A 13,509-nucleotide genomic window follows, 5' to 3' on the forward strand; every position below is an offset into this window, starting at 1 on the left:
GTGTAAAAGTGGCCCTGCCAATATTGTTGTGTAGGGATAATGACAACAAATGGTTAACCAAATGTTATGTATTGGCAACGATAGTGTAAGGCTAAATCAGCGAAGTGTGAACCAGTGGACGCAAAGGAGGGGGATTGGTAGGGCCAATTTACGCGTGGATCAGGGCGGCGAAGCGCCACCCGTAACGCATTTAGAATTCAGTCTTTGAAAAGCCGGTCATTTCTTCCAAACCCATTTCACGGCCCAGGGCGGTCATTGGATGTACGACCACCAGACCACGCACGCTTTTTTTCAGCTTGCCCATATCGGCCTGCTCTTTTTTACTGATTGCGCGGCGGAACGGCATGTTCATCAGCTTTTGCGCTTCTTTGCTCAGTTTCTGGCTGTGCACTTCGCGCAGGCGGGCGATCTCCGTTTCGAGCGTGGTTTTCTCTTTTTCCAGCTCCGCGTACTTGTCGGCGGCCTCGATCAGCGACAGTTCAGCCTGCTGGTGGCGAACAGCATCAAGGCGATCGCTCAGGCGTTTAATTTCGTTTTTTTCGACTTCTTTCATGGTATGGCTTCTGATAGAAATAAAGGGAATGCCCTATAGTATGCGCGCTGAGCGGGTTTCTTCACAATCAATCGCTAAAAAATAATCAAAACGGATAAGAATGGCCGCGCAGACATCATAGTTACCTGGCTGATAAAAAAGGCTTTTTGCCAGGAAAAGAGTCAGGCTCGCCATTTTCTGCGCAGGATCATGTTTAAGCACGTTTTCCTCAACCCGTTCGCGTTTCTGATCCTAAACTAAAATTGGCGGCTGCGTTTGTTTACAGCGTTGACAGAGGGAGGACTTCTCATGGCGAAAATGGGTGAAAATGTTCCACATCTGATTGATAAAGCGATTGATTTTATGGCCTCAAGTCAGGCGTTCCGGGAATACCTGAATAAAACGCCTGCGCGCGATACGGTCCCGAATGATATCCCGCTGGAGCATGCGAAGATGTATCTCGACCGGCTGGAATATTATCGGCAGCTGTATCAGCCAAAGCTGGAAGATAAGGTGTGAGACAACCGGGCCTATTTCTGGAAGGCTTTTTTTAAGCTGATTTTAGAAATCAGCTCAGTCAGGGAAAGCACCATTGTCGAGCGTACCGCTTGCTGGTAGCGCTGGCTTTGCATGGCGTACAGCGCCGGGTCGGAGGCATCAAACTGCGGCGGCGGCGGTAGCGCCGTCACGCAGTGAAGTTCGCCGAACGGTCCGAGAATTTCATCGTCGGTAAACGCGTACTCATTGCCATCATGGTTCATCTCTTCACGCAGCGCCATCAATAGCTCCGCATCCTCATACTCTGGACGACTCAGCACGCCGAGGCCATAGATAAGTTTCAGGCGCACCGACAGATCGCCCAGCGGTCCGTCGCCGTCGAGTAACGGTTCTACTGCGTATTTCACCGCGTAGTCGTCTTTGCGAAACACCTGAAGCACCAGAATGTTCACCGCCTCGGTGAGTAACTCGACGGCGGTGATCAGGAAACTTCGTACGGTTTTGCCAGCATTCAGACGCTCAAGCACACGGTTTTCAAAGGCCTGGGTTTCTTCCATTATTGCCTGCATATCTGACAATCTTTCATTCGGGCGCAGGTTCGCCTGCGCCGTATTTTGCATCATTTGATCGCGTTATACGCGTTTACGGCCTCGGCCACGACTTCGCTGCTGGCATCCAGTCCGGAAACCTGCGCCAGAGCGGCCTGCGGGCCTTTGTCGGCAATCAGCGCCGCCAGTTCCTGCGCCTGCGGATCGTCTTCGCTACGGAAATGCATCGCCGCGGCAATGCCTTTCACCAGGTTCAGATGCGGCAGGCCATATTCCAGCGTGCCCAGCAGTGGTTTGATCAACCGATCACCGGCGCTCAGTTTCCGCAGCGGCTGACGGCCAACGCGCTCAACGTCGTCTTTCAGGTACGGGTTTTCGAAACGGCCAAGAATTTTCTGGATATACGCCGCGTGCTTGTCTGCATCAAAACCGTAGCGTTTGATCAGCACCGCGCCGCTCTCCTCCATCGCCCCTTTTACCACCGCGCGGATTTTCTCGTCGAGGATCGCGTCGCGGATAGTCTGATGGCCGGTCAATTTTCCGAGGTAGGCGGTTATAGCATGCCCGGTGTTCAGCGTGAAGAGTTTACGTTCGACAAATGCCATCAGGTTATCAGTTAATTCCATTCCCGGGATGTCCGGCAGCGCGCCTTTAAACTGCGTTTTGTCGACAATCCACTCGCTGAACGTTTCAACGGTCACTTCCAGCGGATCGTGCGTAGCGGAGGCGGAAGGGGGAACAATACGATCCACAGCGGAGTCGACGAAGCCGACGTGCGCCTCCACCCATGCCTTGTCATCTTCCGCCAGCGCGTTCATGACATGGCCTTTCAGCTGCGTGGTGCCACGGACCATGTTTTCACAGGCGATGATGTTCAGGGGGGTGTCGATACCCTGCGCTTTGCGCTGCGCCAGCCCTTTTGCGATGGCAGGCGCGATGCGCTCAAGCACGACCGGACCAACGGCAGTGGTCACCAGATCCACTTGGGCGATCAGCTTAACCACGTCGTCGCCGATGCTGCTTACCGCATCAACGCCGGTAACGGTATCCACCTGCTCATTTTCACCCACCACGTGCACCTGATAGCTATGACGGGCGTTCAGGGCGTCGAGCACGACCTGATTTACATCAGCGAATGTCAGTTGTATCCCCGCGTCTGCCAGCAATTTGCCGATAAAGCCACGTCCGATATTACCTGCGCCAAAATGTAATGCTTTCATAGTAGTAACCTTCGTTAATGTTTTTACCCAAGAGGGCTGGGGTGAAAAGCGGTTCCTCACCCAAACCCTCTCCCTTACAGGAGAGGAAAATAGGGGCCCGGCAAACGCAAGCACTACCGGGCAAATGCACTTACTTACGACCTGCCAGCAGCTCAAGCACTTCTTCGACGCTGGTGGTGTTAGCCAGACGTTCGATAACGGTTTCATCATCCAGCGCGTTGGTCAGGCTGGTGATCACCTGGATGTGCTCGTTATTGCGTGCGGCGATACCAATAACCAGACGGGCGATATCATCCTCTTCTTCACCGAAGCGAACGCCTTGCGGATACTGGCAGAACACGACACCGGTTTTCAGTACGCGATCTTTGGCTTCCACCGTACCGTGCGGAACCGCAATGGATTCGCCCAGATAGGTCGGGGTCAATTTTTCACGCGCCAACATCGCGTCAACGTATTCCGGCTCAACGTAGCCGCCTTTAACCAGTTGTTCACCGGCAAAGCGAATGGCTTCTTCTTTGGTGGCCGCGGTACGGCCGAGGAAGATGTTCTCCGCGCTCAGTTTGAACAGATGAGCGTTACTTTCGTCAAAGCTGTCCTGCAGGCTGGTACGCACTTTCTCTTCATTGTCTGTGTGACGCTGCGCCGCAACCAGACGTTCGGTCAGGCTGGCGTACAGACCGCTGTCGAGGAAATTGGTCAGCGAAATATGCTGTGCCTGTGGAACCTGACGCATTGCGCGCTCGGTGAGATCGCGGTGGGTGATGACCAGGTCAACATCCGGCGGCAAGTTATTGATGGCGCTGTTGGTCACTGAAATCTGAGACAGACCGGCATCCTGTACTTTCTTACGCAACACGCCTGCGCCCATCGCGCTGGAGCCCATACCGGCGTCGCAGGCTACGATGATTTTACGCACATGGCTCAGGTCGTTGGTGACATCGCCCGCAGACAGCGGCGTGCCGCCTTTGGATTCTGCTTTCATGTCCTGCATACGACGGGTGGCCGCTTCAATGTCGTCTTCTTCTTTCACCTTGCTGGTTTTCAGCAGAATCGCCGAGACCACGAAGGAGACCGCCATGGCCGCACAGATTGCCGCGATGTTAGCGAAGTAGGCGCCTTTTGGCGTCATCGCCAGCACCGCCAGGATAGAACCCGGAGACGCCGGAGACACCAGACCGCCGTTCAGCAGCGTCAGGGTGAACACGCCGGTCATGCCGCCGAGGATAACGGCCAGAATCAGACGTGGGTTCATCAGCACGTAAGGGAAGTAAATTTCGTGGATCCCGCCCAGGAAGTGGATGATAGCCGCACCGCCCGCAGACTGTTTTGCACTGCCACGACCAAAGAACATGTACGCCAGCAGCACGCCCATCCCCGGGCCCGGGTTGGCTTCAATCAGGAAGAAGATGGATTTGCCCATCTCGTGCGACTGCTGAATACCCAGCGGCGAGAAGATACCGTGGTTGATGGCGTTGTTGAGGAACAGGATTTTCGCTGGTTCAACAAAGATGGACGCCAGCGGCAGCATGTCATGGACAACCATGAAGTTGACGCCCGCCGCCAGAATTTTTGACAAACCTTCCACCAGCGGACCAATACCGAGGAACGCCAGAATCGCGAGGATCATCCCGATGATGCCAGCGGAGAAGTTATTCACCAGCATTTCAAAACCGGACTTGATCTTACCGTCTACCCAGTTGTCGAATTTCTTGATGCAGTAGCCGCCCAGCGGACCTGCAATCATGGAGCCGAGGAACATCGGCATGTCTGCGCCGACGATCACGCCCATGGTGGTGATCGCCCCGACCACGCCGCCGCGCTCGCCGCCCACCAGTTTACCGCCGGTATAACCGATCAGCAGTGGCAGGAGATAGGTAATCATCGGGCCGACCAGCTTCGCCAGCGTTTCGTTTGGCAACCACCCTGTCGGAATAAATAATGCGGTGATAATACCCCACGCGATAAACGCGCCGATATTTGGCATCACCATATTGCTGAGGAATCGACCAAAGCTTTGCACTTTGATCTTAATATCGGATGACATAAAAACACCCCTTCTTATGTTTGCTGTCGCGCAGGCCGGAAGCCCGAGGTTTTGTTAATGTGGCGGCAGAGGTAGCCGGACCCTGTAGATACTGCGAAATCTGGCACTGAATCGATCAGCTGTCCAGTCTGCGTCCTTTTGTGTGATGTGAATCACATAAATATAGGGGGTAGGGAGGTATTTAATGTGATTTGCATCACGAATTGGTTGTATGTAAAAACATCAAAGTGGATTTTTAAACCATTAATGGCACAAAAATGTGATTTGTTTCACGTTTTTGTTTTATCGGTTTGTTGAATATTTGTGATTTAAATCACAATAAATTTTCAGTCGAATTTGCCCTGATGTGATGTAGCGCAGGTTCTGCGTTTGCCGCGCCATTGAGTTATTAACTGCATTTGCCCTTGATACCTTATAGAACATGCATTGTTCCTCATGAGGCTGATAGCAATGAAAACGTCTTTTTTATTTTCCTTGTCGTAACAGGCGTATATCGCATAAAACATATCTCTCATTTTCAGCACAACAGTGCGGTGTTTCGTTGGCAGTCTGCTAACTTTCATTCTCTTTGCACGCATCTGAGCCATACTGAATACTGTTGATTATTCTTTGGCGCATTGTCTTCCCCCTACGTTGGCATAAAGGACCCGGTATGAAACTCATAGGTAGCTACACCAGCCCGTTTGTACGCAAAATCTCGATTCTGCTGCTGGAAAAGGGCATCACCTTCGAATTTGTTAACGAACTGCCGTACAACGTGGAAAACGGCGTGGCGCAGTATAATCCATTGGGGAAAGTCCCGGCGCTGGTGACCGATGATGGAGAATACTGGTTTGATTCGCCAATCATTGCCGAATATATCGAACTGCTGGACATCGCCCCGGCGATGATACCGCGCGAGCCGCTGGCGTCGCTGAAGGTGCGCCAGCTTGAAGCCCTGGCTGACGGTATTATGGATGCTGGCCTGGTGTCGGTGCGTGAACAGGCGCGACCGGCGGCGCAGCAGTCGGAAAATGAGCTTCTGCGTCAGCGTGAAAAAATCACCCGCAGTCTGGATGCGCTGGAAGGCTATCTGGTGGACGGAACCATTAAACCCGATACGGTGAATCTGGCGACTATCGCGATTGCTTGCGCCGTGGGCTATCTCAACTTCCGTCGCGTGTCGCCGGGCTGGTGCGTGGACCGTCCTAACCTGGTAAAACTGGTGGAAACCCTGTTTAGCCGCGAAAGTTTTGCCCGCACGGAACCGCCAAAGGCTTGATACGTATTATGTCCGCCTGAGCCATCTCACGTTACAATCCCCCTTATGTCGAAACGCCTCTCCGCACATGGAGAGGATTACCAACCGCCAGGCTATCCCATGACAACCGAAACGCGTTCGCTGTACAGTCAGCTTCCTGCCATTGATCGCTTATTGCGTGAAAGTGCTTTTCTTACCCTGTGTGACAGCCACGGGCATACCCGTGTCGTTGAACTCCTTCGCCAGATGCTGGACGAGGCCAGAGAGACGATACGTGATACCCAGGCGCTGCCCGTGTGGAGCGACAACTGGGCGCAGGAAGTTAGCGTCCGTCTGCAGAAAGCGGCTCAGAGCGCGCTGCGTCCGGTAATCAATCTGACCGGTACGGTGCTGCACACGAATCTTGGCCGCGCATTGCAGGCGGAAGAGGCGATAGCGGCGGTGGCGCAGGCCATGCGTTCACCGGTGACGCTGGAGTACGATCTCGACGGCGCCGGGCGCGGCCACCGTGACCGCGCGCTGGCGGAGTTACTGTGCCGCATTACCGGCGCGGAAGACGCCTGTATCGTCAATAACAACGCGGCGGCGGTATTGTTAATGCTGGCGGCAACGGCGGCGGGGAAAGAGGTGGTGGTCTCGCGCGGCGAACTGGTAGAGATTGGCGGCGCGTTTCGCATTCCTGACGTGATGCGCCAGGCGGGCTGTACGCTTCATGAAGTAGGCACCACCAACCGCACGCACGCGAAAGATTATCGCCAGGCGGTAAATGAAAACACCGGGCTGTTGATGAAGGTCCACACCAGTAACTACAGCATTGAAGGCTTTACCAAAGCGATAGACGAGAGCGAACTGGCGCAGATCGGGCAGCAACTGGATATTCCGGTGGTGGCCGATCTTGGCAGCGGTTCGCTGATTGACCTCAGCCAGTACGGTCTGCCGAAAGAGCCGATGCCGCAGCAACTGATTGCCGCGGGCGTCAGTCTGGTGAGCTTTTCCGGCGATAAACTGCTCGGCGGTCCGCAAGCGGGTATTATCGTCGGCAAAAAAGAGATGATTGCGCAACTGCAAAGTCACCCACTGAAACGCGCGCTGCGGGCGGATAAAATGACCCTTGCGGCGCTGGAGGCGACGCTACGGCTGTATCTGCATCCGGAAGCGTTGGCGCAAAAACTGCCGACATTGCGGGCGTTAACCCGCCCTCAGGAGGCGATTACCGCCCAGGCGCAGCGGTTACAGGTCTCGCTTGCCAAACATTATGCAAATGACTTTGCGGTCAGCGTGACGCCGTGTCTGTCGCAGATCGGCAGCGGTTCATTACCGGTTGATCGCTTGCCGAGCGCGGCATTAACCTTTACCCCGCACGACGGGCGCGGCAGCCGTCTGGCGGCGCTGGCGAGCCGCTGGCGAGCGCTGCCCGTTCCGGTTATTGGGCGGATTAACGATGGTCGCCTGTGGCTGGATTTGCGCTGCCTTGAAGATGAGACCCGGTTTATGGAGATGTTGTTGAAATGATTATTGCGACCGCCGGACACGTTGACCACGGGAAAACGACGCTGCTACAGGCGATCACGGGCGTGAATGCCGATCGTCTGCCGGAAGAAAAAAAGCGCGGGATGACGATCGATCTGGGCTACGCCTACTGGCCGCAGCCGGATGGGCGCGTGCTGGGTTTTATCGACGTGCCCGGACATGAAAAGTTTCTCTCTAATATGCTGGCGGGCGTGGGCGGTATCGATCATGCGCTGCTGGTGGTGGCCTGCGATGATGGCGTGATGGCGCAAACCCGCGAGCACCTGGCGATATTACAATTAACCGGCAGCCCGACGCTGACGGTGGCGTTAACCAAGGCCGACCGGGTTGATGACGCACGTGTGTCAGACGTTGAGCAGCAGGTACAAGAGGTGCTGCGTGAGTATGGCTTTGCCGGGGCGACGTTATTCGTGACCGCCGCCAATGAAGGGCGAGGCATTGAGGCGCTACGCGAACACCTGCAGCAGTTACCGGCACGCCAGCATGCCAGTCACCAGACCTTCCGTCTGGCTATCGACCGCGCCTTTAGCGTAAAGGGCGCCGGGCTGGTGGTGACGGGGACGGCGCTGAGCGGAGAAGTGCAGCAAGGCGACACGCTGTGGCTGACGGGCGTCAACAAACCCATGCGCGTGCGCGGATTGCACGCGCAAAATCAGGCGACAGAACGCGCGCATGCCGGGCAACGTATCGCGCTGAATATCGCCGGTGACGCCGAAAAAGAACAACTGCGCCGGGGTGACTGGCTGCTCTCGGTAAAACCCCCCGAGCCGTTTAGCCGTATTATTGTGGCGCTGGAAAACCACGCGCCGTTAACCCAATGGCAGCCGCTGCATATCCACCATGCCGCCAGTCATGTCACCGGACGAGTCTCGCTGCTGGACAATAACCTCGCGGAGCTGGTTTTCGACACCCCGCTGCTGCTGGCGGATAACGATCGGCTGGTACTGCGCGATATTTCTGCGCGGGCCACGCTGGCGGGCGGGCGCGTGGTTGCGCTTAACCCCCCGCGTCGTGGAAAGCGTAAGCCGGACTATTTACAGTGGCTGGCGTCGTTGGCAGAAACCACCGACGATGGCGCCGCGCTTGCTGTGCATCTTCAGCGCGGAGCGGTGAATCTGCCTGCATTTGCCTGGGCGCGCCAGCTTAATGGCGACGGTATGCGACAGTGTGTCCAGCAGCATGGGTTTATCCAGGCAGGCGACAGTCTGCTAAACGCCCCGGTTGCCGCCCGCTGGCAGCGTAAAATTCTCGACACGCTGGCGACCTATCATGAGCAACACCGCGATGAGCCGGGGCCTGGGCGTGAACGCCTGCGGCGGATGGCGCTGCCGATGGAAGATGAAGCGCTGGTGCTGTTGCTGATTGAGCAAATGCGTGAAAGCGGCGAAATTCATAGCCATCATGGCTGGTTGCATTTGCCCGATCACAAAGCGGGATTCAGCGATGAGCAGGCGGCGATCTGGCAAAACGTGGAGCCGCTGTTTGCAGACGACCCCTGGTGGGTACGCGATCTTGCGCGGGAAACGGCCACAGAGGAGCAGACCATGCGCCTTGTGCTACGGCAGGCGGCACAGCAGGGAATGATTACTGCGATCGTAAAAGATCGTTATTACCGTAACGATCGCATTGTTGCCTTCGCCACGCTGATCCGTGAGCTGGATCAAGAGAGAGGGTCAACGTGCGCGGCGGATTTCCGTGACCGTCTGGGCGTTGGGCGTAAACTGGCCATTCAGATTCTGGAATATTTTGACCGCATCGGCTTTACCCGCCGCCGTGGCAACGATCATTTATTACGCGATGCGTTATTATTCCCGGCCAGACAATAACATTACTTATTTATATTTCAAATGAATTGAGATAATATAAATAGTGATTCCTATGAAAGCACATTAGTTTATTATCCTAATGTGCTTTTTTAATGTTTCTTTGGGAAAATAACAGCAACGATCATATTTTATTATTTCTCACCCTCGTATGCTTTTGCTCTTTTTCAACATTAAGGATTGAGCAAATGGCTGCTTCTACATTTTACATTCCATCCGTGAATATTATTGGTGCTGATGTATTAAATGACGCAATAAATACGATGGTGGAATATGGCTTTCGCCGCACGTTAATTGTGACAGACACGATGCTCACCCGGTTGGGTATGGCGGATAATATTCAAAACGCGTTGCAGGAACGCGCTATTTTCAGCGTGATCTATGACGGTACCCAGCCAAACCCGACCACCGAAAACGTGGCTGAAGGGCTGAAACTGCTGCAGGAGAATAACTGCGACAGCGTGATTTCGCTGGGCGGCGGCTCACCCCATGACTGTGCGAAAGGCATTGCGCTGGTGGCGGCAAACGGCGGCGATATTCGCGATTATGAAGGGGTTGATCGTTCTGCTAAACCGCAGTTGCCGATGATTGCCATTAATACCACCGCAGGCACGGCGTCGGAAATGACCCGTTTTTGCATTATTACCGATGCTGAACGCCACATTAAAATGGCGATCGTCGATAAACACGTTACGCCGCTGCTTTCCGTCAACGACTCAACGTTGATGATGGGAATGCCGAAGTCGCTGACCGCCGCAACGGGTATGGACGCGTTAACCCACGCCATTGAAGCGTACGTTTCCATCGCGGCGACGCCAATCACCGATGCCTGCGCGCTGAAAGCCGTGACCATGATTAGCGACAACCTGACCGTCGCGGTGGAAGACGGCAGCAATGCGCAGGCGCGGGAAGCGATGGCCTACGCGCAGTTCCTTGCGGGAATGGCCTTTAATAACGCCTCGCTGGGTTATGTTCACGCGATGGCGCACCAGCTCGGCGGTTTCTACAATCTGCCGCACGGCGTGTGCAATGCGGTGCTGTTGCCGCACGTTCAGGTGTTTAACAGCCAGGTCGCGGCGGCGCGTCTGCGTGACTGCGCAGCGGCGATGGGCGTCAATGTGGAAGGGTTGAACGACGCCGAAGGCGCCGCGGCCTGTATCGACGCCATACGCACGCTGGCGCAGCAGGTGAATATTCCGGCAGGGCTGCGCGATCTCGGCGTGAAGGAGGAGGATATTCCGCTGCTGGCGACCAATGCGCTGAAAGATGCCTGCGGGCTGACTAACCCGATCCAGGCGACACACGAGCAGATCGTGGCGATCTTCCACGCTGCGATGTAAAACGCCGACCGGATGGCGCTACGCTTTACAGATCTGTACGGTTCAGCCTGATCCGATAAAGCGCAGCCGCCATCCGGCAAGTTAACCGCGGCTCAGTTTCTGCTTTGCCAGCCATACCGCGCCGAGTCGTCCCGCCTGATTACCCAACTCGCAGGGTAAAATCGGTACTTTCAGCGCTTCCCACTCCTCGAATCGCTGCAAATATTTATCCAGTAATTTATAGATCTTTTCCTGCTCGCTGATGCCGCCGCCAATCAGTACTGCCTGCGGATCGAACATTGAAATCACGCTATACACTCCGCGTGCAAGGAAATGCGCCCATTGTTCAATCGCTTCGCGCAGGTGAACGTCGCTCTCCATGCGCTCGAACAGCGCTTCGCCGTCGGGCATTTCATCTTCGGGTACCGCCAGCGCCCGGCGGCAAGCCTTCATCAGACCGCTCGCGGAGGCGACTTCATGCATGCATTCACCGTTATCGCCTACGGGGATCACGCCAAATTCGCCCGCCCGGTAGTGCGAACCGCGATAAATGTCGCCTTCCACCACAATCCCGCCGCCGATGCCGGTACCAATGGTGATGCAGACAAAGCTCTCATAGTCCCGACCCGCGCCGCGCCAGCGTTCGCCCAGCGCCGCGCAGTTGGCGTCGTTTTCCGCCGTGACGGGCAGGTCCGTCAGTTGGGCGAACAGTTCGCAGAGATTCTCGTTATCGAGATAATCGAGTGCGCCGGCCTTTGCCGCCTGGCCCGTGTGGGTGTTGATATGACCAGGAAAGCTCACGCCGATCGCGGCGATATCATGTGCTTTCTGATACGCCTCCACGACCGCTTTCCACTGCTGTTTAAAGGCATTCTTATCGTCCGGCGTGTCGAATTCATCCGACGTCAGTTCGTTGCCGTTTTCATCAATGACGCCATGTTTAATATGGGTACCGCCCACGTCGAAGCCGATAAATAGCTGCATTGCACGTATCCTTATAAGACCCAGAGCTTATAAGTATGGCTCAGCGGCAAAAACGAAACGTAAAGTAAGGTAATCCGTGATATAGCTCGTAAAGCCGCCAACGACTGGCGAGAAAATCGCCAGCGGCGTCTACCCTTGTTATACACCTGCGGCAAGGAGACGATCATGACGAATAACCCCCCTTCAACACGTATTCAGCCCGGCGAGTACGGTTTTCCGCTGAAGCTAAAAGCCCGTTATGACAATTTTATTGGCGGTGACTGGGTTCCTCCGGCTGACGGCGAATATTACCAGAACCTGACGCCGGTTACCGGGCAGCTATTGTGTGAAGTCGCCTCATCCGGCAAACGCGATATTGATCTGGCGCTTGATGCGGCCCACAAGGTGAAAGATAAATGGGCGCAAACCTCCGTTCAGGACCGAGCCGCCATTCTGTTTAAAATAGCCGACCGTATGGAGCAAAATCTGGAACGGCTCGCCACGGCGGAAACCTGGGATAACGGTAAGCCCATCCGTGAAACCAGCGCGGCTGACGTGCCGCTGGCCATCGACCATTTTCGTTATTTTGCTTCCTGCATACGCGCCCAGGAGGGCGGGATCAGTGAAGTGGACAGCGATACCGTAGCCTATCATTTCCACGAGCCGCTCGGCGTGGTAGGGCAGATTATCCCGTGGAACTTCCCACTGCTGATGGCGAGCTGGAAGATGGCGCCAGCGCTGGCGGCGGGGAACTGCGTAGTGCTCAAACCCGCGCGCCTGACGCCGCTGTCCGTTCTGCTATTAATGGAGGTGATTGGCGACCTGCTGCCGCCGGGCGTGGTTAACGTCGTGAACGGCGCGGGGGGCGAGATTGGCGAATATCTGGCGACCTCTAAACGCATCGCCAAAGTTGCGTTCACCGGTTCGACGGAAGTCGGACAGCAGATCATGCAGTACGCCACGCAAAACATCATCCCGGTAACGCTGGAACTGGGCGGCAAATCGCCAAACATCTTTTTTGCCGATGTGATGGACGAAGAAGATGCGTTCTTTGACAAGGCGCTGGAAGGGTTCGCGCTGTTTGCCTTTAACCAGGGCGAGGTCTGTACCTGCCCGAGCCGCGCGCTGGTGCAGGAGTCGATTTACGAACGCTTTATGGAGCGCGCCATTCGTCGAGTGGAAAGCATCCGCAGCGGTAATCCCCTCGACAGCGTGACGCAAATGGGGGCGCAGGTTTCCCACGGTCAGTTGGAAACCATCCTTAATTATATTGATATCGGTAAAAAAGAAGGCGCGGATATCCTTACCGGTGGGCGGCGTAAGCAACTGGAAGGCGAACTAAAAGATGGTTATTACCTCGAACCGACCATCCTGTTCGGCAAAAATAATATGCGCGTCTTCCAGGAAGAAATCTTCGGTCCGGTACTGGCGGTCACCACCTTTAAAACGATGGAGGACGCGCTGGAACTCGCCAACGATACGCAATATGGCCTGGGCGCGGGGGTCTGGAGCCGTAACGGCAATCTGGCTTATAAAATGGGGCGCGGAATTCAGGCCGGACGTGTCTGGACTAACTGCTATCACGCTTATCCTGCGCATGCGGCATTTGGCGGCTATAAGCAGTCAGGCATCGGCCGTGAAACCCATAAAATGATGCTGGAACATTACCAGCAGACCAAGTGTCTGCTGGTGAGCTATTCCGACAAACCGCTGGGACTGTTTTAACTGGCTGCGTTATCAGTATCGGCTACTCTTGGCGGGCCTACGCGTCCTGTAGGTCCGCTAAGAGTTT

The 13,509-nt window shown here is 55.3% G+C and carries 11 protein-coding genes; 6 read left to right on the forward strand and 5 right to left on the reverse strand.

The features are described from left to right. Nucleotides 1-190: 190 nt before the first annotated feature. The gene (locus JY391_RS00695; protein WP_211935083.1) at nucleotides 191-553 is read right to left on the reverse strand and encodes a YibL family ribosome-associated protein; all 363 of its coding nucleotides are present in this window, start codon (nucleotides 551-553) and stop codon (nucleotides 191-193) included. 288 nt (nucleotides 554-841) lie between these two features. Between JY391_RS00695 and JY391_RS00700 the strand changes: the two genes are divergently transcribed. Beyond that, nucleotides 842-1,051, forward strand: a complete 210-nt coding sequence (locus JY391_RS00700) for a hypothetical protein (protein ID WP_042286912.1) — start codon at nucleotides 842-844, stop codon at nucleotides 1,049-1,051. 11 nt (nucleotides 1,052-1,062) lie between these two features. Here the strand turns inward: JY391_RS00700 and mtlR are convergent, their stop codons facing one another. The 3 genes from mtlR to mtlA form a co-directional block, all read right to left on the reverse strand. Beyond that, on the reverse strand, nucleotides 1,063-1,653 hold the full coding sequence (gene mtlR / locus JY391_RS00705) for a mannitol operon repressor MtlR (protein ID WP_211935084.1): 591 nt from the start codon (nucleotides 1,651-1,653) through the stop codon (nucleotides 1,063-1,065). Further along, a complete protein-coding gene (gene mtlD, locus JY391_RS00710; protein ID WP_199957450.1) occupies nucleotides 1,650-2,798 on the reverse strand; it encodes a mannitol-1-phosphate 5-dehydrogenase in 1,149 nt (382 codons plus the stop codon). Before mtlD ends, mtlR begins: the two co-directional genes overlap by 4 nt. 130 nt (nucleotides 2,799-2,928) lie before the next feature. Then, the gene (gene mtlA, locus JY391_RS00715) at nucleotides 2,929-4,842 is read right to left on the reverse strand and encodes a PTS mannitol transporter subunit IICBA (RefSeq protein WP_060570247.1); all 1,914 of its coding nucleotides are present in this window, start codon (nucleotides 4,840-4,842) and stop codon (nucleotides 2,929-2,931) included. Nucleotides 4,843-5,494: 652 nt separating this feature from the next. On the opposite strand from mtlA, the gene JY391_RS00720 reads away from it, so the two are divergent. The 4 genes from JY391_RS00720 to yiaY all read left to right on the forward strand — a co-directional run bounded on the left by JY391_RS00720 (nucleotide 5,495) and on the right by yiaY (nucleotide 10,775). Beyond that, complete coding sequence (locus tag JY391_RS00720; RefSeq protein WP_211935085.1) at nucleotides 5,495-6,103, forward strand: glutathione S-transferase; 609 nt, start codon at nucleotides 5,495-5,497, stop codon at nucleotides 6,101-6,103. A gap of 99 nt (nucleotides 6,104-6,202) precedes the next feature. Further along, nucleotides 6,203-7,594: an L-seryl-tRNA(Sec) selenium transferase gene (gene selA, locus JY391_RS00725; RefSeq protein WP_042286896.1), complete on the forward strand. Its 1,392-nt coding sequence runs from the start codon at nucleotides 6,203-6,205 to the stop codon at nucleotides 7,592-7,594. Next, nucleotides 7,591-9,438, forward strand: a complete 1,848-nt coding sequence (gene selB, locus JY391_RS00730; RefSeq protein ID WP_211935086.1) for a selenocysteine-specific translation elongation factor — start codon at nucleotides 7,591-7,593, stop codon at nucleotides 9,436-9,438. The genes selA and selB overlap by 4 nt, the downstream gene beginning before the upstream one ends. Nucleotides 9,439-9,623: 185 nt before the next feature. Beyond that, nucleotides 9,624-10,775, forward strand: coding sequence for an L-threonine dehydrogenase (yiaY, locus tag JY391_RS00735; RefSeq protein ID WP_211935087.1), 1,152 nt, complete (start codon nucleotides 9,624-9,626; stop codon nucleotides 10,773-10,775). 81 nt (nucleotides 10,776-10,856) lie between these two features. Here the strand turns inward: yiaY and JY391_RS00740 are convergent, their stop codons facing one another. Further along, the gene (locus JY391_RS00740) at nucleotides 10,857-11,738 is read right to left on the reverse strand and encodes an ROK family protein (protein ID WP_042286886.1); all 882 of its coding nucleotides are present in this window, start codon (nucleotides 11,736-11,738) and stop codon (nucleotides 10,857-10,859) included. 165 nt (nucleotides 11,739-11,903) lie between these two features. Here JY391_RS00740 and aldB point away from each other — a divergent pair, with 165 nt between their 5' ends. After that, a complete protein-coding gene (aldB, locus tag JY391_RS00745; RefSeq protein ID WP_181822343.1) occupies nucleotides 11,904-13,442 on the forward strand; it encodes an aldehyde dehydrogenase AldB in 1,539 nt (512 codons plus the stop codon). Nucleotides 13,443-13,509: the final 67 nt, after the last annotated feature.

The sequence above is a fragment of the Citrobacter sedlakii genome, from assembly GCF_018128425.1.
Classification (GTDB): Bacteria; Pseudomonadota; Gammaproteobacteria; order Enterobacterales; family Enterobacteriaceae; genus Citrobacter_A; species Citrobacter_A sedlakii.

Bases quoted from the DNA above. Each gene is read 5' to 3' on its own strand.
- JY391_RS00695 (WP_211935083.1), bottom strand. From the start codon at position 553: ATGAAAGAAGTCGAAAAAAACGAAATTAAACGCCTGAGCGATCGCCTT.
- JY391_RS00700 (WP_042286912.1), top strand. From the start codon at position 842: ATGGCGAAAATGGGTGAAAATGTTCCACATCTGATTGATAAAGCGATT.
- mtlR (WP_211935084.1), bottom strand. From the start codon at position 1,653: ATGATGCAAAATACGGCGCAGGCGAACCTGCGCCCGAATGAAAGATTG.
- mtlD (WP_199957450.1), bottom strand. From the start codon at position 2,798: ATGAAAGCATTACATTTTGGCGCAGGTAATATCGGACGTGGCTTTATC.
- mtlA (WP_060570247.1), bottom strand. From the start codon at position 4,842: ATGTCATCCGATATTAAGATCAAAGTGCAAAGCTTTGGTCGATTCCTC.
- JY391_RS00720 (WP_211935085.1), top strand. From the start codon at position 5,495: ATGAAACTCATAGGTAGCTACACCAGCCCGTTTGTACGCAAAATCTCG.
- selA (WP_042286896.1), top strand. From the start codon at position 6,203: ATGACAACCGAAACGCGTTCGCTGTACAGTCAGCTTCCTGCCATTGAT.
- selB (WP_211935086.1), top strand. From the start codon at position 7,591: ATGATTATTGCGACCGCCGGACACGTTGACCACGGGAAAACGACGCTG.
- yiaY (WP_211935087.1), top strand. From the start codon at position 9,624: ATGGCTGCTTCTACATTTTACATTCCATCCGTGAATATTATTGGTGCT.
- JY391_RS00740 (WP_042286886.1), bottom strand. From the start codon at position 11,738: ATGCAGCTATTTATCGGCTTCGACGTGGGCGGTACCCATATTAAACAT.
- aldB (WP_181822343.1), top strand. From the start codon at position 11,904: ATGACGAATAACCCCCCTTCAACACGTATTCAGCCCGGCGAGTACGGT.